Source organism: Solwaraspora sp. WMMB335 (genome assembly GCF_049179075.1).
Classification (GTDB): Bacteria; Actinomycetota; Actinomycetes; order Mycobacteriales; family Micromonosporaceae; genus Micromonospora_E.
Genome location: NZ_JBMHMF010000001.1, coordinates 2,139,659 through 2,158,469 on the forward strand (window position 1 = coordinate 2,139,659; position 18,811 = coordinate 2,158,469).

Here is an 18,811-nt window from a genome sequence, read left to right on the forward strand (position 1 = left end):
GCCGGCAAGTGGGTCAGGTGACGTAGCAGCAGGAGCAGGAGGCCCGGCCGGAGTCGTCGGCCGAGGAGGCACCGGTCTCGGGCAACGCCGCCGAGTCCCGCATCGCGGTCACGGTGAGCGGACCGAGATCCAGCCCGTCCACGTCGATGTCCAGGTCGTAGTCCTGGGCGAAATCCCAGGTTGTCGACGGATCCGCCAACATCGCGCACCTCCCTGTCGGCCCGGTAGCCGTCCGCTGGGCCACTCCTTGACTTCCACCTGACGTTCTAGCTTGTTGCTGCGCTTGAGATTAATTGAACGTCGAGTCAAGGTCAACCATTGGAAAGAGGTGAATCGGGCCGAGGTCCCGGTGCCCGGCCCGCGAAATACCCACAACAGACCTGCATCAGGTCTGAATCGGACGTCTGCTGCGGGACCGGCGGACGGCGCGCGCGGCACAGCCGCCGCAGCGCCCCGCTACGACGGGTCGGCGGTGGCTGACGGTGACGCGGCGCCCGCCTGCGCGAGCAGCGCTGCGCACACGTCGATGAGCCGGGCCCGTAGCTGCCCGGCCCGGCCGGCGAAGTCGCGTTGGCGAGCCACGTACTCCGCTTTGCCCTCGGGCGTCTCGATGGCTACCGCCGGTTCCCCGTACGAGGAAAAGTCGTACGGCGACGCCTGCATGTCGAGTCGGCGGATGTCCCCGGCCAACTCGAAACAGTCGAGCGCCAACTCGCCCGGGACCGCGGGGCCGAGCTTGGTCGCCCACTTGTGGCAGTCCATCGCGGCGTGCAGACAGCCTGGCTGGTCGAGCTCCACCTGCGTGTCTCTCGTCGGCTGTAGGCGGTTGAGGCCGACCGCGGCCGGGGCGAAGAACCGGAACGCGTCGAAGTGCGTACAGCGGACCTGGTGCGACTCGACCACCTCGTCGGTGCCCTGCTGCCCGAGTCGCAGCGGGACCGGGTGCCGGTGCGCACGCTGGCGGTACACCATCGCCCACTCATGCAGGCCGAAGCAGCCGGTGAAGGCTGGCCGCGCCGCGATGGCCGACAGCAGACGGTGGATGAAGCGCACCGACTCGGCCCGGTCGGCGAGAAACGACACGACGTCGAAGCTCACCACCGCCTGGGCGCTGGTGACGTACCAACGCCACCGCCGATGCGGGGCGGCGCCGTCCGGCCCGGGTTCCAGGAAGAATCCCACTCCCGGATGCCACCGTCGCAACAGCGCGGGCCGCGTGCCGTAGTAGTCGTACAGGAAGTCGTCGATCGCGTGGCGCTGCCCGGAGGCCCTGCGGGCGCGGTACCCCGCGGTCAGCGAGTCGGCCCGCTCGGCGTGGGCGTCGCGGAGCGCGGCCCAACGGGCGGCGGGGATCCTGGCCATCGGCGGCGGCCTCAGTCGGCCGGCTCGCCGGAGGTGTCCCCGACCCGCAACAGCGCCTCCCGGCGGCACAGCACGGTCACCCGGTACGACACCGCCAGGTTCGACCAGATCTCACCACGCAGGCACAAACAGACCCCGGCCCCTGGCTGCCCCTCGGGATGTTCGAAGAAGTCCACCGACGGCTCGGTGAGGGCGCCGACCAGTCCCTGGGTCTGCCGCGCGGTCACCGCGACCTGCAGCAACCCGGCGGTCACCTGGATCTCGACATCGTCGAGCGCGTCGATGTCGTACCAGTGGGTGTCCGGCAGGAACAGTTGGGCGTCGACGCTGCGGTGGGTGTAGTCCGGGCCGGCGATCCCGCTGCCGGCCGTCGGCCGGTCGCCGATCCAGGCGATGCCCGCGTAATCGGTACGCAGCCGCCGTGACTCGGTGTGCAACTCGATGACGAGGGTGTCGATACGGGGCTGGGCGTCGAACTGGACGGCTGCTTCGATCACCCTCGGGACCCTAGCACCGGGACGGTCCCGGACTTGCCGGCATATGCCGTGCCGGGTCGACGCTGCACGGCCACCGGCCCCGTCGGCCTCTCCCGCTGTCCACTCCGTCACCTTCACGGTCGCGTTCTGTCGCTCACCGCATCAGTAACTGCTCTTCGCCCCTCCGGAGGCACAGTCGAGTGCCTGATCGACGACCAGGTCGAGCGGGGTGTCCACGCCGTTGCGCCAGGCGACGTCGACGGCTCGCGGTCCGAGATCGGCGCGGGCGGCGGCCAGGGTGGTGTCCCGACGGGCGTCGACCGCGACCGGTGCCGCGAGCCCGTAGCGGCGGCGCAACGAATCGACCGCCGCGAGGATCCGGACGGCCAGGCCGGCGTCGTCGACGACGATGACTTCGGCCACCGTCTCCAGCGATGTCGCGAGGTCGGCCCGGTCGCCGAGCTCGAACCGGCGTTCCAACGCCGCGATGAACAACCGCAACGCCGCCGCCCGGTCACCGCGGGCGAGTTCACTCTGGCCGAGCAGATGCAGCGCGACCGCCTCGCCGAACAGGTCGCCCAGCTCGGTAGCCAGGTCGAGCGCGTCGCGGGCGACCTTCGCCGCAGCGGCCGGGTCCGGCCGGGCCAGCAGGATCTCCGCCTGACAGGTCAGGCCCAGCAGTACGCCGCGGCTGTTACCGGCTTCCCGCTCCAGGGCGAGACACCGGTCGATGTGCCAGTCGGCGTCGGCCACCTCGCCGAGCCGCAGACAGACCTTGGCGAGGTTGCCCAGGGCGATGGCCATCCCGGACTTGGCACCCAGCTCACGCCACACCTCCAGCCCGTAGCGAAGGTGGTCGGCCGCCTCGTCGTAGCGGCCGGCGAGCATCGCCGACACGCCGAGAATGTTGCGGGCCCGCGCGGTGCCCTCCAGATCACCGTCCTGCTGGCAGCTGGTCAGGCACTCACCGCCCAGCCGGGCTGCGGTGGCGGTGTCGTCCTGGGTCGCGGCGAGCACCGCCGCCGGGTAGAGCAACTGCCGGCGAGCGTCGGCCGGCAACCCGGCCGGTGCCGAGAGCACCTGATCGAGCCACTCCCGGCCGTCGCGGATCTGGCTGCCGTTGCGCCAGTACCGCCACAGGCCCAGGCACAACCGGGCGGCAGCGGCCAGCTCGCCACCACCGACCGCCTGGTCGAGCGCGGCACGCAGATCGGGATAGTCGTGGTCGAGCGATTCCGCCCAGCTCCCCTGCTCCGGTCCGGCCATGCCGACCGCTGCCCGGTCCGCCACCGTCATCCAGTAGGTCAGATAGTTGCTCCGGTGGCGGGCCTGCCGGTCGACGGTGGCCAGCTGCCGGGCCCGAGCCGCGATGGTGTTGAGCATGGCGTACCGCCGGGACCCCGCGCCGGTCGAGGCGATCAGCAGGCTCTTGCGTACCAGCGCCTCCAGCACCTCGCTGATCCGCGCGCTGTCCATCTCCTCGACGTCGGCGACGGCGGCGATCGCGGTGGCGGCAGCCGGAGCGGTGAACACCGCGGCCGCGGTGAACACCTCCTGGTGCAGCGGATCGAGCAGGCCGTAGCTCCAGTCCACGGTGCCGTGCAGGGTCTGCTGGCGCGCCGGGCGGTCCCGCGGGCCTGGACCGAGGGCGTCCAGATGCGGGAACAGTCGGTCCAGCAACTCGGCCGGGCTCAACTGGTCGATCCGGGCCGCGGCCAGCTCGATGGCCAGCGGCAGGCCGTCCAGGCGCCGGCACAGTCGCGCCACCGCCGGGAGTGTCTCGGTGGTCAGTGCGTAGTCGGCGTCGGCCGCCCTGGCGAGCTGGTCGAACAACGCGATCGCGGGATGTTCGGCCACCGCCCGGGTGGCGGCCGACGTCCCCTGCGGCAGATCCGTCAACGGCGGCAACGGCAACGGCGGAACCCGGTAGACCTGTTCGCCGTATATCCGCAGCGGCTCACGGCTGGTGGCGAGCACCCGGAGCCGGGCCGCACCGGCCAGCAGCTCACCCAACGGCGGTCCGGCACTGAGCGCCTGTTCCAGGTTGTCCAGCACCAGCAGCAGATCGGCGTCGGCGAGATGGTCGATCAACGGGGGCAGCACGGACTGTCCGGGCCACTGCGGCACGTCGACCGCTGCGGCCACCGCGCCGAGCACCTCGTCGGCGGTGCGGCAGGCGGCGAGCGCGACGAAGCAGACACCGTCGTCGAACCGCGACGCCGCGGTGGCGGCGACCGACAGCGACAGCCGGGTCTTGCCGATGCCGCCGGCTCCGACCAGGGTGATCAGGCGGCCGGTAGCCAGCAGGTCGGCGACCCGGCCGATGTCGTGGTCCCGACCGACCAGCGGGGTCATCGGGGTCGGTAGCCGCACCCGCCGGTCGGGGCGGGCCAGCACCTCCGGGCTGAGCGTCCAGCCGCCGGTGCCGGACCCGATCAGCCCACGGCGGGCGCGCATCCGGTCCAGCTCCCGGGCGGCGGCGGCCGGCAGCCCGGCGGACTGCCGGGCGAACCAGGAGACCAGGGTCCGACTGGGCTCACCGCGAAGCGTCGTCCGCAGCCAGATCCGCAACGTCGCCGGCGACCACGGGGTCAGTTCGATCTGGTCCAGCTCCGGCAGGTTCATGTCGGGCAGGTCGAGTCCGGGCAGCGGGTCAGGCCCGGCCACCGCCGTCGGCGCCCCGCCGCCGGCGGCCTCGGGCCTCGGCACGACCCGCCCGACGTCGGCACTGGCCTGCAGCAGGCCCAGCACCGCCGGCAGCAGCCGCGGCCGACACCACTGGCGCAGCAGCTGCGGCACCCGGTCGGCGGCGGCCAGGTCCGCGACCAGCAGAACCCGCTCGGCGAAGACCGGCAGCGGCAGCGGGTCGGGCTCGGCCGGCACGGTGACCACGGAGAATCCGCGCAGCGCGGCGAGGCGGGCCGCCTCGGCCAGGAAACGGCTGTGCCCGGCACCGCGTTGTCCGTGGACCCGCGCCACACCCCGGCCGAGGACCTGCAACCGGTTCAAGAACTCATGGGTACGCCGCAGCGCGTCGTCCCGCTCCCACAGCCGGGAGCCGGCTCCGTCGGTGGTCTCCACGTCGTCGGCGACCGCACCGTCACGGCCCCGCCGCTTGGCGAGATAGTTGCGCCGGTCGGCGTGCTCCAACAGGTCGACCGGGCTCGCGCCGTCTTCGGGAGCGGTCGCGACGCCGACGCTGACGGTCAGGTGCAGCGGCGGATCGCCGTCGAACTCGGTGCCACGCAGCTGCTCGGTCAGCCGCAGCGCGAGCCGGATCGCCTCGACCCGACCGGTCTCCGGCAGCACCACGACGAACTCGTCACCGCCGTAGCGGAACAGCATGTCCTGCGGACGGCAGATCTCCCGGACCCGTTCGGTGAGCTGTCGCAGTACCTGGTCACCCCGCAGGTGACCGTAAACATCATTGACTGTTTTGAAGAAGTCGATGTCGAACAGGAACACGCCGCAGGGTTGCGCGGGCCGACTCAACTGGCGCCTCAGGTAAGGCTCAAGGGACGCACGCGGACGGGCGCCCGTGACCGGATCGGTCGCCGCCACGTCGTACCTCTCACCGTCCTCGTCACCGCCGGCATGTCGGCGTGGTTAACAGTGTCGTTGCCTATGTCACCACAAACGCGATGTTATCCATCGACCACATGGTCCGGACTCACCCGGCCCGCCGCACGTCCTACACGATAGGAGGATGTTAGTTCTCAGCCATGGGGTTTCTGCTACGTAACGCGTCCACCGTGGTGATTCGTGATGACACACGCTCGCGGATGGACATTCAGGATCAGCTTGATCTTCTGCCGTCAGGAGGAACACACCGGTGCAAAGCACAAGTGCTGCGTTCGGGCAGCGCCGCGGCCGGAAACGGATCATCGTACTGTCGACTGTCCTCGCGCTGCTGGCCACGGGACCCGCCGGTTCCGGCCATGCGCCCATGGCGCAGGTCGGCACGCCGGCCGGTGGATTCGCCAGCCTCTGGAACGGCTCCGCCGGCAGTAGCCCGGGTACCTCGCTGGCCGACATCCGGACCATCGTCGGCGCGAACACCGCGACCACCGCGCACCTCGACGGCACCGGCATCGGCATCGCCATCATCGACACCGGTGTCGTACCGGTGCCCGGGTTGCCGGCCAACCGGATCGTGAACGGACCCGACCTGTCGTTCGAGTCGCAGGCCACCAACCTACGGTGGCTCGACACGTACGGACACGGCACCCACCTCGCCGGCGTGATCGTCGGTGACGACGCGACCAGCGGCTCCCTCGGGCTCGCCCCGAAGGCGAAGCTGACGTCGGTGAAGGTCGGGACCGCCAACGGCGCGGTCGACGTGTCACAGGTCATCGCGGCGGTCGACTGGGTGGTCGCCAACCGCAATCACGATCCGTCCCATCCGATCCGGGTACTCAACCTTGCCTACGGCAGCGCCGGCAACCCCGCCTTCTGGACCGATCCGCTGCATTTCGCGGTGGAACAGGCCTGGCATGCCGGCATCGTGGTGGTGGCCGCGGCCGGCAACGACGGCAACGGGTTCGGCCGGTTGGACAATCCGGCGGCCAATCCGTACGTCCTCGCGGTCGGAGCCAGCCTGACCAAGGGCACACTGACCACTGCGGATGACGAGTTGGCACCGTTCACCAACCTCGCCAACGCCGGCAAGCAGGTGGAAGTGCTCGCACCCGGCGAGTCGGTGCTCTCCCTGCGCAATCCGGGATCCAACGTAGACAACAGTTATCCCGGGGCTCGGGTCGGCACCACGCTGTTCCGTGGCACCGGCACGTCGCAGGCGGTCGCGGTCACCTCGGCCACCGCCGCCCTGCTGCTGCAGTCCAAGCCCTGGCTCACTCCGGACCAGGTCAAGCAGGTTCTGGTGGAAAGCGGGACCTTTTTGCCTAACGGCCCGGGGGCGAACTTCGGGCTACGCACCCTCAACCTGCACGCCGCGCTCGGCTACAGCCCGGTGTGGTACCCGCAGCAGTGGACGCGCTCCGACGGTACCGGCCCGATCGACACGTCCCGAGGCACCAGCCGGGTGGTCCGCAACGGCGTGACACTCGACGGCGAGCGGAGCATCTTCGGCACCTTCAGCAGCTCGGGGTGGGCCGGTCAGTCGGCGGCGCGCACCGCCTGGAGCGGCGGGCTGTGGCTCGGACACCGGATGGCCGGCGACGGTTGGACCGGCAGCTCCTGGGCCAGTCAAACCTGGGCCGGGGCCACCTGGACCTCGCCGTCCTGGGACGGCTCCGGATCGTGGACCGACCCCGCCTGGTCGAGCCACTTCTGGTCCACCGGCGCCTGGACGCCCGGCGACTGGGGCTCGCACTTCTGGTCCACCGACAGCTGGGCGAGCGCCTGCTGGTGCTGAACCACCACCGGCCCCGGATCAGTCGAGATCGCCGCGGCGCAGCCGTTTGGTCTGCGCCCGGCGTTTCTTGTCGGTGATCCGGCGCTCCTTGGCCGCTCGCGACGGCCGGGTCGGCCGTCGCGAGCGCGCCGGCGCGGCGACCGCGTCCCGCAGCACCACGGCGAGGCGCTCCCGGGCGGCGGCCCGGTTCGCCAGCTGGTTCCGGTGTTCGCTCGCGGTGATGGTGAGCACGCCGCCGACCAGCCTGCCGGCCAGCCGCTGCAGCGCCCGGTCGCGTAGCCACTGCGGCAACGCCGCCGAAGCGGCGACGTCGAACGACAGCTCGACCCGGGAGTCCGTGGTGTTGACGCCCTGGCCGCCGGGACCGGACGACCGGGAAAACCGCTCCGTCAGTTCACTGGCCGGAATCACCACATCTTCGGTGATCCGTACGTCCTGCGCCGCCACCACCTGACAGTACCGCCGATGCCCGGCTCAGCCACCACGTCGGATGATCGCATCCGCGGTCTGCTCCGCCCGCTGGATCGGGATCGCGAATCCGATTCCGATCGACCCGGCACCCTCCAGGGTCGCGATCGCGGTGTTGACCCCGATCACCTCACCGTCGGCGTTGACCAGCGGCCCGCCCGAGTTGCCCGGGTTGATCGAGGCATCGGTCTGTACGGCGGTCTGCCGCCCGCCGTTGCCCAACCGCACCTGCCGGTCCAGTGCGCTGACGATTCCGGCGGTGACAGTGCCGGACAGGCCCAGCGGTGAGCCGACCGCCAGGACGGCCTCACCGACCTGGGTCGAACCGGGTTCGGCAAGCACCAGCGGACGCAGGCCGGCCGACGCGGGCACCCGAAGGACCGCGATGTCGCTGCCCGGGTCGCGGCCGACGACCTCGGCGACGATCCGCCGGCCGTCGGGGGCGACCACGCTGATCTGGTGACCGTTGAGCGGTGTGCCCGGTGGGCTGTCCCCGTCGAGGATGTGATCGTTGGTGATGATGTGATGCTGGTCGTCGATGGCGAACCCGGACCCGCCGGACACCATGCTGCCCCGGCTGACCTGGACCGACACCACACCAGGCAGGGCTTGGGCGGCGGCGGCGACCAGATCCGCCGGTACGCCCGCGCCGGTCGACGGCGACGGCGACGGCGCACCCGCCGTGGGCCGTACCGGTCCTGGGCCGAAGCCGGCCACCGCCCCACCGGCCAGGCCGCCGGAGGTCACCGACAGCAGCACCACCCCTGCCGTGGCGAGGAGCCGGTGCCGCCAGCGGCCCGCAGGTTGCGGCACCGGCCCGGCCAGCCCTTCCAGCCGGGCCCAGGGATCCGTTTCCGGTGCGATGAACCCGGGACCCCGCGGCTCACCCAGCCCGGTTGGCACAGTCATGCTGTCCTCCTTCACGGCAGGCGGGCGAACCACAGCAGCGACGTACCGGCGGCGGCCAACGCGAGCAGCAGGCCCAGCCCGATGAACCGAGCGGACACGTCGGTCGGTTCCAGCCGGTAGCCCACCGACGTACCGATGTCCGCGTAGATCGAGCTCAGCTGCTTGCTGCTGGCCGCCTCGTGGTAGGCACCCCCGGTCAGGTCGGCGACGGCTTCGAGATTCTCACCGTCCACCGGCACCCGCAGCGGTCGGCCGCCGCCGTAGTCGATGTAGCCGGCGTCGGTGCCGACCGAGATGGTGTCGATCGGGATGCTCGCGTCGACCGCCTCGGCCGCCGCCGACTCGGGGGATCGGCCGGAAGTGTTCGCGCCGTCGGAGAGCAACACGATCCTGGCCGGTGGTGGTTCCTGCGCCGCTTTCGCGTCCAGCGAGCGGATCGCCTCCAGCGAGGTCTTGATCGCCTCGCCGATCGCGGTGCCCTGGGCACCGGTGATCCCCTCGGCCAGGCGGTCGATCCCAGCGGCGAGGGCTTCCCGGTCGGTGCCCGGTCCGACCAGTACCGAGGCGTTACCGGCGAACGCGACCAGGCCCACATTGAACTGACGGGGCAGGGCGTCGACGAACTCGTGCGCCGAGCGTTTCGCGGCGCTGAGCCGGTCCGGCCGTACGTCGTTGGCCAGCATCGAGGTCGACACATCCACCGCCACCATCACGGTGGCCCGTTCCCGGGGCACCCGTACGTCGTCCATCGGCCGGGCGAAGCCGGCCACCAGCAGCGCCAGCATGGCCAGGAACAACCCGGCCGGCAGGTGCCGACGCCATGCCGGTCGGTCCGGTGCCACCCGGTCCAGCAACCGCAGGTTGGTGAACCGGACCGCGTACCGGCTGCCCCGCCGTTGCCGCAACAGGTAGCCGCCGGCCAGCGCCAGCACGCCGAGGAGCAGCCAGAGGCGTTCCGGTGATTGCCAGCTCATCGGGTCGTCCCCTCCCGTTTCCCGGCGGCCGGTGCCGGTACGGCGGTGGCCGCCAACTGCCGCTGGCGGTGCACGTGCCGGACGATGTCGGCCACCCAGTCCCGATCAGTGCGCAGCACCAGATGGGCCGCGCCGGCCCGGCGGATCGCCCGGGCGATCTGGTCCCGCTGGGCGGCTGCCGCCTGCGCGTACCGCTGCCGCAGGTCCCGCCCGGCGGTGCTGATCTCACGCCGTCGGCCGGTTTCCGGGTCGATCAGCGTGATCACCCCGACGTCCGGCAGGTCGAGCTCGCGCGGATCGGTGACCTCCACCGCGAGCACCTGATGTGCGGCCGCCAGCCGGCGCAGCGACCGCTCCCAGTCCGGGCCGGTTCCACCGCCCGCTCGCCCGTCGTCGGAGAGCCCGCCGTCGGAGAGCCCGTCGTCGGAGAGCCCGTCGAGGAAGTCGGAGATCACCACGGCCAGCCCGCGCCGGGTGGCGGACCGGTGTAGCCCGTCGATGGCGTCGGCGAGACCGGGCAGGTGACCGGGTGGCGTCGCGTCGGGCGCCGTACGCGGCGCGGCCAGCAGCGCCCGCAGCAGGCACGACAGATGGTCGCGTCCGGTGCCGGTCGGAAAGCGCCGGATCCCGGTGGCGCCGAGCAGGTGTACGCCGAGGCGGTTGCCGGTCCCGGCGGTGAGGAAGCCGACCGTCGCGACCGCCGCCACCGCGAGCTCCCGCTTTTCCAGTTCGCCGGTGCCGAAGTCCATGCTGGGCGTGCCGTCCACCAGCACCTGGCAGGTCAGTTCCCGATCGGCGTCGACCTCGCGTACGTGCGGCACGGTGGTACGGGCGGTGACCGCCCAGTCCATCCGCCGTACCTCGTCCTCGCCGGGCCGGTACTCCCGGCTACCGGACAATTCGCTGCCGGCACCGGGCAGCAGGCCGAGGTACTGGCCGTGCAGCAGTCCGTCCAGCCGTCGGGTGACCGCCAGTTCGAGCCGCCGCACGGTGTCCGGCGGCGTGAGCTCCGGCAGCGTGGCGGGACCCACCGGCCCCGGTCGCTCGCGTCGGCCGGTCACGCCACAGCCGCCAGCCCGGGCCGCTGGTCGTGCGCGGGAGCGATCCGCGGGGGCGGCACCACCTGCACCAGCCGGCGGACGATGGATTCGGCGGTGATCCCGTCGGCGACCGCGTCGAAGGAGAGCACCAGCCGGTGGCCGATCACGTCGACCGCGAGTTCCCGCACGTCCTCGGGAAGTACGTAGTCACGACCGCGCAGCAGCGCCAGCCCACGGGCGGCGGCGACCATTCCGAGGGTGGCGCGCGGGCTGGCGCCGTACGCGAGCAGTCCGGCCAGTTCGGGCAGGCCGAACAGTTGGGGTCGGCGGGTGGCGAGCACCAGCCGGACGATGTACTCGGCGAGGGCGTGGTGCACGAAGACCTCGCGCGCCTGCCGCTGCATCTCACGCAACTGGCCGATGCCGAGCACCTGGCGCGACTGAGGGCGCTCGACCCCCATCCGGTAGAGGATGCCCAGTTCCTCCTCGTCGGTTGGGTAGTCGACCACGACCTTCATCAGGAACCGGTCGCGCTGGGCCTCCGGCAGCTGGTAGACCCCTTCGGACTCGATCGGATTCTGGGTGGCCAGCACCAGGAACGGTTCGGGCACCGGGTAGCTACGGCCGCCGATGGACACCTGGCGCTCGGCCATCGCCTCCAGCAACGCCGACTGGACCTTGGCCGGTGCCCGGTTGATCTCGTCGGCGAGGACCAGGTTGGCCATCACCGGGCCGAGTTCGACATCGAAGGTCTCGGTGGACGCGCGGTAGATCCGGGTCCCGACGATGTCCGACGGCACGAGATCCGGCGTGAACTGGATGCGCGCGAAGGTACCGCCGACCGCGACCGCAAGAGTCTGCGCGGCGAGGGTCTTGGCGATTCCCGGAACGCCTTCGAGCAGACAGTGGCCGTTGGCCAGCAACGAGGTCAGCAACCGCTCCACCAGTCGGTCCTGACCGACGATGACCCGTTTGACCTCGAACAGCGCCTGCTCCAAGGCTGCTGCGGCGGGGACGGCCCCGGCCGAGGGCTCCGTGCCCGGTTGTGGCTCGCTCGTCATCGCACCGTCCTCGCCTGGTCTGCCTCACCCGGGCCGCCCTCGCTCGTACCACCAGGGCTAGCCCGGCGCCCGGCGCGGGGTTGCCCGGGATCGGGACGCTCTAACACGACGGTGCCCGTCCGACCGGGTGATTACCGGTCATGGGATACGGACGGACCACCCCGTACCAGGCATTCGGCGACAGAGCCGCCACCGGTGGGCGGCGGTTGGGCCACGCCGGATACCGTGCCCAGCGTGGAGGTACCGACCGAGACGGTTGCGCCACCCCCTCCGGCCGCAGGACGGCTGCGTGGGCGATGGGGCTGGCTGGTGTGGTTCCTGGCGACTCCGGGCCTGCTCTGGGCGGTGATCCGGCTGGTCGGGTGGGAACGGGGACCGCTGGTGCAGTTGTTCGCGTTCACGCCTTATGTCGCGGCCTGGACACTGCTCCCGCTGATTCTGGCGGTGGTGCTGCGCCGGGTGTGGGCCGGCGCGGCCGCTCTGCTGGCGGTGGTGCTGCTGGCGGTCGCGGTACTGCCCAGGGCGGTGGCGGACGGCGGGCCGGCCGCTGACGGGACGGCCGACGGGCTGCACGTCCGGGTAGCGACCGCCAACCTCCTGGCCGGGGCGGCCGACCTGCCGGTGCTGATCGGCCTGCTGCACAAGGAGCAGGTCGACGTGCTCACGTTGCAGGAGTTCACCCCGGCCGCGCAGGCACGGCTGGACCACCTGGGCATAGCCGACCTGCTGCCGCACCGGCGGGCCGACGCGGAGGTCGGTACGACCGGGTCGGCGGTCTACTCGCGGTGGCCGCTGACCGACGAGGGCATGCGACGCAACGTCGGCGGGTTCGCCCAGTCGTACGCGACCGTACGGGTGCCCGGCAGCACCCCGGTCCTGGTCGAGTCGGCCCACCCGATGGCACCGTTCGCGCTGCACACGCTGCCGCTGTGGCGGGCCGACCTGGCCGGGCAGCCCCGGCCGGACCCGCGCGGCGCGCCCCGGATCCTCGCCGGGGACTTCAACGCCACGCTGGACCACGCGCCGCTGCGCCGGCTGATCGCCGCCGGCTACCTGGACGCGGCGGCGGCCACCGGCGACGGCCTGGTCGGCACCTGGGGTCCGTACGACGGCTCCCCGATCCCGCCGGTGACCCTCGACCGGGTCCTGGTGGACGAGCGGATCCGGGTGGACACGGTGTCGGTGCGCACGGTGCCCGGCAGCGACCACCGGATGGTCGTCGCCACGCTGGTGCTGCCGGTTCCGTGAGTCGCCCGGTCAGACCGCGGCCGAGGTACGGGCCAGCCCGTAGGTGAGCGCGTCGACCAGCGCGTGCCAACTGGCCTCGACCACGTTCTCGTGCACACCGACGGTGGTCCAGTCCCGGGCGTTGCCGTCGACCGTCTCGACCAGCACCCGGGTGATCGCGCCGGTGCCCTGGCTGCCCTCCAGGATGCGCACCTTGTAGTCGGCGAGTCGGAACCCGGTCAGCTCCGGGTAGTGGCTGCGCAGGGCCACCCGTAGCGCCTCGTCCAGGGCGTTGATCGGTCCGTTGCCCTCCGCGGTGGCGATCACCCGTTCCTCGCGTACCCGGACCTTCACGGTGGCCTCGGAGACGACCGCGTCGTCCTCGCGGTGCTCGACCTGCACCCGGTAGGACTCCAGGGTGAACGGACGCGCGGTGACGGTGCCGGCGTCGGCCGCGAGTTCGGAGCGGACCAGCAGTTCGAAGGACGCGTCGGCGGCCTCGAACGACCAGCCGCCGGCCTCCATCTCCTTGACCCGCTTGGTGACCCGAGACAGGGCGTCCGGATGGCCGGCCAGGTCCAGGCCGAGTTCCCGACTCTTCAGCTCGATGCTGGCCCGGCCGGCCATCTCGGTCACCAGGATCCGCATGTCGTTGCCGACAACCGACGGGTCGACGTGGTTGTACAGCACCGGATCCACTTTGATCGCGCTCGCGTGCAGCCCGGCCTTGTGGGCGAAGGCGGCGGCCCCGACATAGGCCTGGTGGGTGTCGGGGGCGATGTTGGCGATCTCGGCGATGGCGTGCGAGACGCGCACCATCTGCCCCAGGCAGCCGTCCGGTAGGACCGGCAACCCGAGCTTGAGTTGCAGGTTGGCCACCACCGCGAACAGGTCGGCGTTGCCGGGGCGTTCACCGTAGCCGTTGGCGGTGCCCTGGAAGTGACGTACGCCCGCTTCGACGGCGGCGACGGTGTTGGCCACCGCGCAGGAGGTGTCGTTCTGGCAGTGGATGCCGAGCCGGTCGGGAGCCAGTCCGGTGCGCCCGAGCAGGTCGGCGATGGCGGCTCCGATCTGCGACGGCAGCATGCCACCGTTGGTGTCGCACATCACCACGACCTCGGCGCCGGCGTCCGCCGCCGCCACGACCACCGAGGCGGTGTACGCCGGGTCGAACCGGAAGCCGTCGAAGAAGTGTTCGCAGTCGAGGAAGACCCGGCGGCCGGCGGCGACGAAGTGGGCGACGGTGTCGGCGACCATGGCGAGGTTCTCCGCCGCGCTGGTCCGCAACGCCCGCTCGACGTGGCGGATGTCGGACTTGGCCACCAGGCAGACGGCCGGGGTCTCGGCGTCGAGCAGCGCGCGTACCTGCGGATCGTCGGCGACCCGGACGCCGGCTTTGCGGGTGGCACCGAACGCGACCAGCGTGCCGTGCCGCAGGTCGAGTTCGGTGCGGGCTCTACGGAAGAACTCGGTGTCCTTCGGCATCGCCCCCGGCCAGCCGCCCTCGATGAAGCCGACCCCGAAGTCGTCGAGCAGCCGTGCGACGGCAAGTTTGTCGACCACCGAGTAGCTGATGCCCTCCCGTTGGGCACCGTCACGCAGAGTGGTGTCGTAGACCTGGAAAGTCATGTCAATCCTTTCGCTGATGCCTCGCTGTGCGCCGCACCGACCGCCGCAGTGGCGATGCCGACCCAGGGCTGATGGACGGACCTGGGCGTTGCGCGGGACGGCCGGACCGCCTCGACCCGCCCGTACCGGCCAACAAAAAGACCCCCCGCGGTTGCGGGAGGTCTGCGCGCTCGGCGGGCGGGTGCCGGGCGCGCTAGCTGCCGATAATCAGTACGAGGCGAGTCACGCGGGGTACTCTGCCACCGCCGCGCCGTCGGCCGGTAGTCGAATCCACATCGCGGGACGACCGGACGACCCCACCGAGCGATACCACTCTATGGCGACGAGGTGTAGCAATCGACCGACGCGGGTATCTCAGGGACTACGACGCAGTCAGCTCAGCCGAGCAGAGGAGTGACCTCCGATGGACAGGCTCGATCCGCAGGCAACCCCGTCCCAAATTCCGGACCCGATGCCGCTCGGCGGTCAGGGTGCCGTCGTCGGCGGTGCGCCGGCCGGCGACTTCGACCCGTGGCGCTACCGTGACGATGCCGGCGTCGACGGTGTCAACCTCGCCGGCTACCGGGTCGAGGCGACCGACGGCGGCATCGGCAAGATCGACTCTGCCAACCACGAACTGGACGGCAGCTACCTCGTCGTCGACACCGGTCCCTGGATCTTCGGCAAGAAGGTCATGCTCCCGGCCGGTGTGGTCAACCACGTCGACCACACCGAGGAGAAGGTGTACGTCGACCGGTCCAAGGACCAGATCAAGGAAGCCCCGGAGTACGACGACACGATGACCGGGGATGTCGCGTACCGCGATGAGCTCGGGTCCTACTACGGCGGCACCTACGGCACCCCGGTCCCGCCGTTCGCCCCCGGCCGGATCCGCTGAGCGAGGCCACACCGGGCCTCCGTGGGCGCGGCTTTCCGCCGACGCGGCGGCGTCGTTACCGTTGACGCCATGGATCTCGCCGCGATGACGCGTTCCCTGGCCTTCTCCACCATGTTCAACTTCCGCGACATCGGCGGCTACCCGGGCCTGGACGGCCGGACCGTACGGTGGCAGCGGATCTACCGCGCCGACTCACCGCACCGGCTCGACGCCGACGACGACGTGGCCTTCACCGCGCTCGGCGTGCGGACCGTGATCGACCTGCGCCGGCCGCAGGAGGTCGACAAGTACGGGCGGATCCGGCACGCGGACGGGCTGGAGTACCGCAACATCCATCTGACCCATCAGGACTGGAACGAGATCCCCTACCAGGAGGAGCAGGGCGCGGCGCGCTACCTCGCCAACCGGTACCACGACCTGGCGGAGCAGGCCGCCGACGGCATCGTCGCGGCCATCGCGCTGCTGGCCGAGGAGCAGGCCGCGCCGGCCGTGGTGCACTGCATGGCCGGCAAGGACCGCACCGGGGTGGTCTGTGCGATGGCCCTGTCCCTGCTGGGGGTGCGCGACTCGGTGATCGCCGAGGACTACGCCTTGAGCACGGCCGGCAGCGAACGTCTGCTGGCCTGGTTGAAGACCCGGCAGGGCGACAAACAGCTGGTGCCGGTGCCGTACTTCTCGTGCCCGGCGGAGGCGATGCAGACGTTCCTGACCGAGCTGCGGCAGCGCCACGGCTCCGTCGAGAACTACCTGCGCGGTGCCGGACTGTCGAGCGAGCGGATCGACGCGCTGCGGGAGCATCTGCTCAGCTGACGCCGGGCGGCGGAGCAGGCGTTCCCGCAGCGGCATCGTGCGGTTGCCGAAGCGGCCTCATGTGGTTGCCGACGGTGCCGGTCCAGCGGTCAGCGCCGGCTGCTAGAGCACACGGTGGACCCAGCCGTCCGGGTCGGCGACCCGGCCGCGCTGGATGTCCACCAGGCTCTGCCGCAGCGACATGGTCACCTGGCCGGGCCCGCCGTCGGCGATGGTGAACTCCCCGTCGGCCCCGCGCACCCGGCCGATCGGGGTGATCACCGCAGCGGTACCGCAGGCGAACACCTCACGCAGTCGGCCGCTGGCTGCGTCGGTGCGCCACTCGTCGAGGCTGACCGGGCGCTCGGCGACGTCGTGACCGGCCCGGCGGGCCAGGGTGATCAGCGAGTCCCGGGTGATACCGGGCAGAATGGCCCCGGTCAGCGGCGGCGTCACGATCGATCCGTCCTGGTAGACGAAGAAGACGTTCATGCCGCCGAGCTCGTCGACGTAGCGTCGCTGCACCGCGTCGAGGAACACCACCTGGTCGCAGCCGTGTTCGATGGCCTCGGCCTGCGCCACCAGCGAGGCGGCATAGTTGCCACCGCACTTCGCCGCCCCGGTCCCACCCGGCGCGGCCCTCGTGTAGAGCGAGGACACCCAGACCGTCACCGGTTTCACCCCACCGGAGAAGTACGAACCGACCGGGGAGGCGATCACCAGGTAGAGGTATTCGTGGGCCGGCCGCACACCGAGGAAAACCTCGCTCGCGAACATGAACGGACGCAGGTAGAGGCTGCCGTCGTCGCTGGTGGGAATCCACTGCCGATCCACGGTGATCAGTTGGTGCAGCGAATCCAGGAAGGCCTGCTCCGGCAGCGCCGGCATCGCCATCCGGGCCGCCGAGGCGGCGAACCGCGCCGCGTTGGCCGCCGGGCGGAACATCGTCACGCCGCCGTCCGCCGCGTGGTAGGCCTTGAGTCCTTCGAAGATCTCCTGGGCGTAGTGCAGCACGGCGGCGGCCGGATCCATCGGGATCGGGCCGCGCGGCTCCACCCGCGCGTCGTACCAGCCCTTGCCCTCGGCGTACCGAATGGTAACCATATGGTCGGTAAAGACCTGGCCGAATCCGGGATTGGCCAGCAGTGCTGCGCGTTCCGCGACGGCTACCGGGTGCGGATTCGGACGGATCTCGAAATCGAGTTTGTCACCGCCGATCATCGGGCTGACCTCCATGGCGAGAAATGACGGAGCTGTGACATGCAATTTACCCCGAACGTTCGTTCAGCGGGAACCACCGCAGCGGCGCCGTCGACATGGCGGTACCGCTGCCGGGACGGCCCGCGCGCCGCGGTGCCGACGGGGCAGGAACGTCCGACGTGGGAACATCCACCGCGACGACCGCCCTACCAGCACCGCGACGTCGGGTGTGGCGGTGGATCGGGCGCGCGGTGGAACGGACGTGACGCGGGCAGACCTGACGCGGGCAGGTCAGGCACCGTCCCGGGCGGGCAGCGCCGAGGGCCCGGCTGCGCCGGGTGGTCGGGTGGCGCCGCGCCGGGTAGCAGCGCTGCGCGGGGTGGCTCAGTCAGCCGGCGGCGTGCGCCGCGAGCCGATCACCGATTTCGGCGGTACGCAGCGCGGCTCCCGGGGCGCGGGAAGCCAGCTCGGCCGCGACCGCCTGGGATACTCGCTCGGCCTGGGCCGGGTGGCCGAGATGGTCGAGCAGCAGGGCGGCGGAGAGCACCGCGGCCACCGGGTCGGCGACCCCCTTGCCGGCGATGTCCGGGGCGGAACCGTGCACCGGCTCGAACATCGACGGGTACCGCCGCTCCGGATTGATGCAGCCGCTGGCGGCCAGGCCGATACCGCCGGTGACGGCGGCGGCGATGTCGGTGAGGATGTCACCGAACAGGTTGTCGGTGACCACCACGTCGTAGCGCTGCGGCTGGGTGACCATGAACATGGCCGCCGCGTCGACATGCTGGTATTCGGTCTCGACCGCCGGGAAGTCCGCTTTGACCGCGGCGAACGTCCGCGACCACAGTGCGCCGGCGTGTGTCAGCACGTTGGACTTGTGTACCAGGGTGACCTTGCGCCGTTCCCGCCGTTGAGCCCGGGTGAAGGCATCGCGGATCACCCGCTCGACGCCGTACCGGGTATTGAGACTCTCCTCGGTGGCCACCTCGGCCGGGGTCTCCCGGTGCAACGTCCCACCGGCTCCGGCGTACAGACCCTCGGTGCCTTCGCGGATCACCACGAAGTCGATCTCACCGGCCTTGACTCCGCCGAGCGGGCTGGCCGTACCCGGCCACAACCGGGCAGGCCGCAGGTTGACGTACTGGTCGAAGGCGAATCGCAGCTTGAGCAGCAGGCCCCGCTCCAGCACTCCGGGCGGCACGGTAGGGTCACCGACCGCGCCGAGCAGGATGGCGTCGTGCCCGGACAGCTCCTGCAGCACCGCGTCGGGCAACACTTCGCCGGTGCGGTGGTAGCGGGCCGCGCCGAGGTCGTACTCGGTGGCTTCCACCCCGGGCAGCACCGCGTCGATGACCTTCCGTGCCTGCGCGGTCACCTCGGCTCCGATGCCGTCTCCGGCCACGACCGCGATCCGCGCCATCGCCA

Annotated in this window: 16 protein-coding genes; 4 read left to right on the forward strand and 12 right to left on the reverse strand. The window is 71.3% G+C overall.

All coding sequences use genetic code 11. The annotated features are described in order from the left end of the window. Positions 1 to 13 precede the first annotated feature (13 nt). The 4 genes from ACN27F_RS08945 to ACN27F_RS08960 all read right to left on the reverse strand — a co-directional run bounded on the left by ACN27F_RS08945 (position 14) and on the right by ACN27F_RS08960 (position 5,399). The gene (locus ACN27F_RS08945; RefSeq protein WP_421432303.1) at positions 14 to 202 is read right to left on the reverse strand and encodes a thiopeptide-type bacteriocin; all 189 of its coding nucleotides are present in this window, start codon (positions 200 to 202) and stop codon (positions 14 to 16) included. Positions 203 to 456: 254 nt separating this feature from the next. Beyond that, a complete protein-coding gene (locus ACN27F_RS08950) occupies positions 457 to 1,362 on the reverse strand; it encodes a 3-methyladenine DNA glycosylase (RefSeq protein WP_421432305.1) in 906 nt (301 codons plus the stop codon). Between the two features lie 11 nt (positions 1,363 to 1,373). Then, positions 1,374 to 1,859: a hypothetical protein gene (locus tag ACN27F_RS08955; protein ID WP_421432307.1), complete on the reverse strand. Its 486-nt coding sequence runs from the start codon at positions 1,857 to 1,859 to the stop codon at positions 1,374 to 1,376. A gap of 141 nt (positions 1,860 to 2,000) precedes the next feature. Further along, positions 2,001 to 5,399 (reverse strand): diguanylate cyclase, encoded by a 3,399-nt coding sequence (locus ACN27F_RS08960; RefSeq protein ID WP_421432309.1) that lies wholly within the window; start codon positions 5,397 to 5,399, stop codon positions 2,001 to 2,003. Between the two features lie 385 nt (positions 5,400 to 5,784). On the opposite strand from ACN27F_RS08960, the gene ACN27F_RS08965 reads away from it, so the two are divergent. Beyond that, positions 5,785 to 7,212 (forward strand): S8 family serine peptidase, encoded by a 1,428-nt coding sequence (locus ACN27F_RS08965; RefSeq protein ID WP_421432310.1) that lies wholly within the window; start codon positions 5,785 to 5,787, stop codon positions 7,210 to 7,212. 18 nt (positions 7,213 to 7,230) lie between these two features. Here ACN27F_RS08965 and arfB read toward each other — a convergent pair whose 3' ends face one another. From arfB to ACN27F_RS08990, 5 genes are read right to left on the reverse strand one after another with little or no spacing between them, the layout of a single operon-like run. Continuing rightward, entirely contained in the window at positions 7,231 to 7,638 is a 408-nt protein-coding gene (gene arfB / locus ACN27F_RS08970) for an alternative ribosome rescue aminoacyl-tRNA hydrolase ArfB (RefSeq protein WP_421440066.1), read from the reverse strand. 48 nt (positions 7,639 to 7,686) lie between these two features. Then, positions 7,687 to 8,589 (reverse strand): S1C family serine protease, encoded by a 903-nt coding sequence (locus tag ACN27F_RS08975; RefSeq protein ID WP_421432312.1) that lies wholly within the window; start codon positions 8,587 to 8,589, stop codon positions 7,687 to 7,689. Positions 8,590 to 8,600: 11 nt separating this feature from the next. Next, a complete protein-coding gene (locus ACN27F_RS08980) occupies positions 8,601 to 9,563 on the reverse strand; it encodes a VWA domain-containing protein (RefSeq protein ID WP_421432314.1) in 963 nt (320 codons plus the stop codon). Then, positions 9,560 to 10,594, reverse strand: coding sequence for a DUF58 domain-containing protein (locus ACN27F_RS08985; protein ID WP_421440068.1), 1,035 nt, complete (start codon positions 10,592 to 10,594; stop codon positions 9,560 to 9,562). Before ACN27F_RS08985 ends, ACN27F_RS08980 begins: the two co-directional genes overlap by 4 nt. 26 nt (positions 10,595 to 10,620) lie before the next feature. Next, a complete protein-coding gene (locus ACN27F_RS08990; RefSeq protein WP_421432316.1) occupies positions 10,621 to 11,664 on the reverse strand; it encodes an AAA family ATPase in 1,044 nt (347 codons plus the stop codon). Between the two features lie 285 nt (positions 11,665 to 11,949). On the opposite strand from ACN27F_RS08990, the gene ACN27F_RS08995 reads away from it, so the two are divergent. Beyond that, positions 11,950 to 12,912: an endonuclease/exonuclease/phosphatase family protein gene (locus ACN27F_RS08995; RefSeq protein ID WP_421440070.1), complete on the forward strand. Its 963-nt coding sequence runs from the start codon at positions 11,950 to 11,952 to the stop codon at positions 12,910 to 12,912. A gap of 9 nt (positions 12,913 to 12,921) precedes the next feature. On the opposite strand, the gene cimA is transcribed toward ACN27F_RS08995, so the two are convergent. Then, complete coding sequence (gene cimA / locus ACN27F_RS09000) at positions 12,922 to 14,520, reverse strand: citramalate synthase (RefSeq protein WP_421432319.1); 1,599 nt, start codon at positions 14,518 to 14,520, stop codon at positions 12,922 to 12,924. 403 nt (positions 14,521 to 14,923) lie between these two features. On the opposite strand from cimA, the gene ACN27F_RS09005 reads away from it, so the two are divergent. Both ACN27F_RS09005 and ACN27F_RS09010 read left to right on the forward strand, forming a co-directional pair. Continuing rightward, on the forward strand, positions 14,924 to 15,397 hold the full coding sequence (locus ACN27F_RS09005; RefSeq protein WP_421432322.1) for a PRC-barrel domain containing protein: 474 nt from the start codon (positions 14,924 to 14,926) through the stop codon (positions 15,395 to 15,397). Positions 15,398 to 15,466: 69 nt separating this feature from the next. After that, entirely contained in the window at positions 15,467 to 16,207 is a 741-nt protein-coding gene (locus ACN27F_RS09010; protein WP_421432324.1) for a tyrosine-protein phosphatase, read from the forward strand. Between the two features lie 102 nt (positions 16,208 to 16,309). Here the strand turns inward: ACN27F_RS09010 and ACN27F_RS09015 are convergent, their stop codons facing one another. Both ACN27F_RS09015 and ACN27F_RS09020 read right to left on the reverse strand, forming a co-directional pair. Then, positions 16,310 to 17,407: a branched-chain amino acid aminotransferase gene (locus ACN27F_RS09015; RefSeq protein WP_421432327.1), complete on the reverse strand. Its 1,098-nt coding sequence runs from the start codon at positions 17,405 to 17,407 to the stop codon at positions 16,310 to 16,312. 367 nt (positions 17,408 to 17,774) lie between these two features. Continuing rightward, positions 17,775 to 18,806: a 3-isopropylmalate dehydrogenase gene (locus ACN27F_RS09020; protein WP_421440072.1), complete on the reverse strand. Its 1,032-nt coding sequence runs from the start codon at positions 18,804 to 18,806 to the stop codon at positions 17,775 to 17,777. Positions 18,807 to 18,811: the final 5 nt, after the last annotated feature.

Excerpts from the sequence above, each read along its gene's own strand:
- ACN27F_RS08945 (WP_421432303.1), bottom strand. The coding sequence starts at position 202 with ATGTTGGCGGATCCGTCGACAACCTGGGATTTCGCCCAGGACTACGAC.
- ACN27F_RS08950 (WP_421432305.1), bottom strand. The coding sequence starts at position 1,362 with ATGGCCAGGATCCCCGCCGCCCGTTGGGCCGCGCTCCGCGACGCCCAC.
- ACN27F_RS08965 (WP_421432310.1), top strand. The coding sequence starts at position 5,785 with ATGGCGCAGGTCGGCACGCCGGCCGGTGGATTCGCCAGCCTCTGGAAC.
- ACN27F_RS08975 (WP_421432312.1), bottom strand. The coding sequence starts at position 8,589 with ATGACTGTGCCAACCGGGCTGGGTGAGCCGCGGGGTCCCGGGTTCATC.
- ACN27F_RS08980 (WP_421432314.1), bottom strand. The coding sequence starts at position 9,563 with ATGAGCTGGCAATCACCGGAACGCCTCTGGCTGCTCCTCGGCGTGCTG.
- ACN27F_RS08990 (WP_421432316.1), bottom strand. The coding sequence starts at position 11,664 with ATGACGAGCGAGCCACAACCGGGCACGGAGCCCTCGGCCGGGGCCGTC.
- cimA (WP_421432319.1), bottom strand. The coding sequence starts at position 14,520 with ATGACTTTCCAGGTCTACGACACCACTCTGCGTGACGGTGCCCAACGG.
- ACN27F_RS09005 (WP_421432322.1), top strand. The coding sequence starts at position 14,924 with ATGGACAGGCTCGATCCGCAGGCAACCCCGTCCCAAATTCCGGACCCG.
- ACN27F_RS09010 (WP_421432324.1), top strand. The coding sequence starts at position 15,467 with ATGGATCTCGCCGCGATGACGCGTTCCCTGGCCTTCTCCACCATGTTC.
- ACN27F_RS09015 (WP_421432327.1), bottom strand. The coding sequence starts at position 17,407 with ATGATCGGCGGTGACAAACTCGATTTCGAGATCCGTCCGAATCCGCAC.
- ACN27F_RS09020 (WP_421440072.1), bottom strand. The coding sequence starts at position 18,806 with ATGGCGCGGATCGCGGTCGTGGCCGGAGACGGCATCGGAGCCGAGGTG.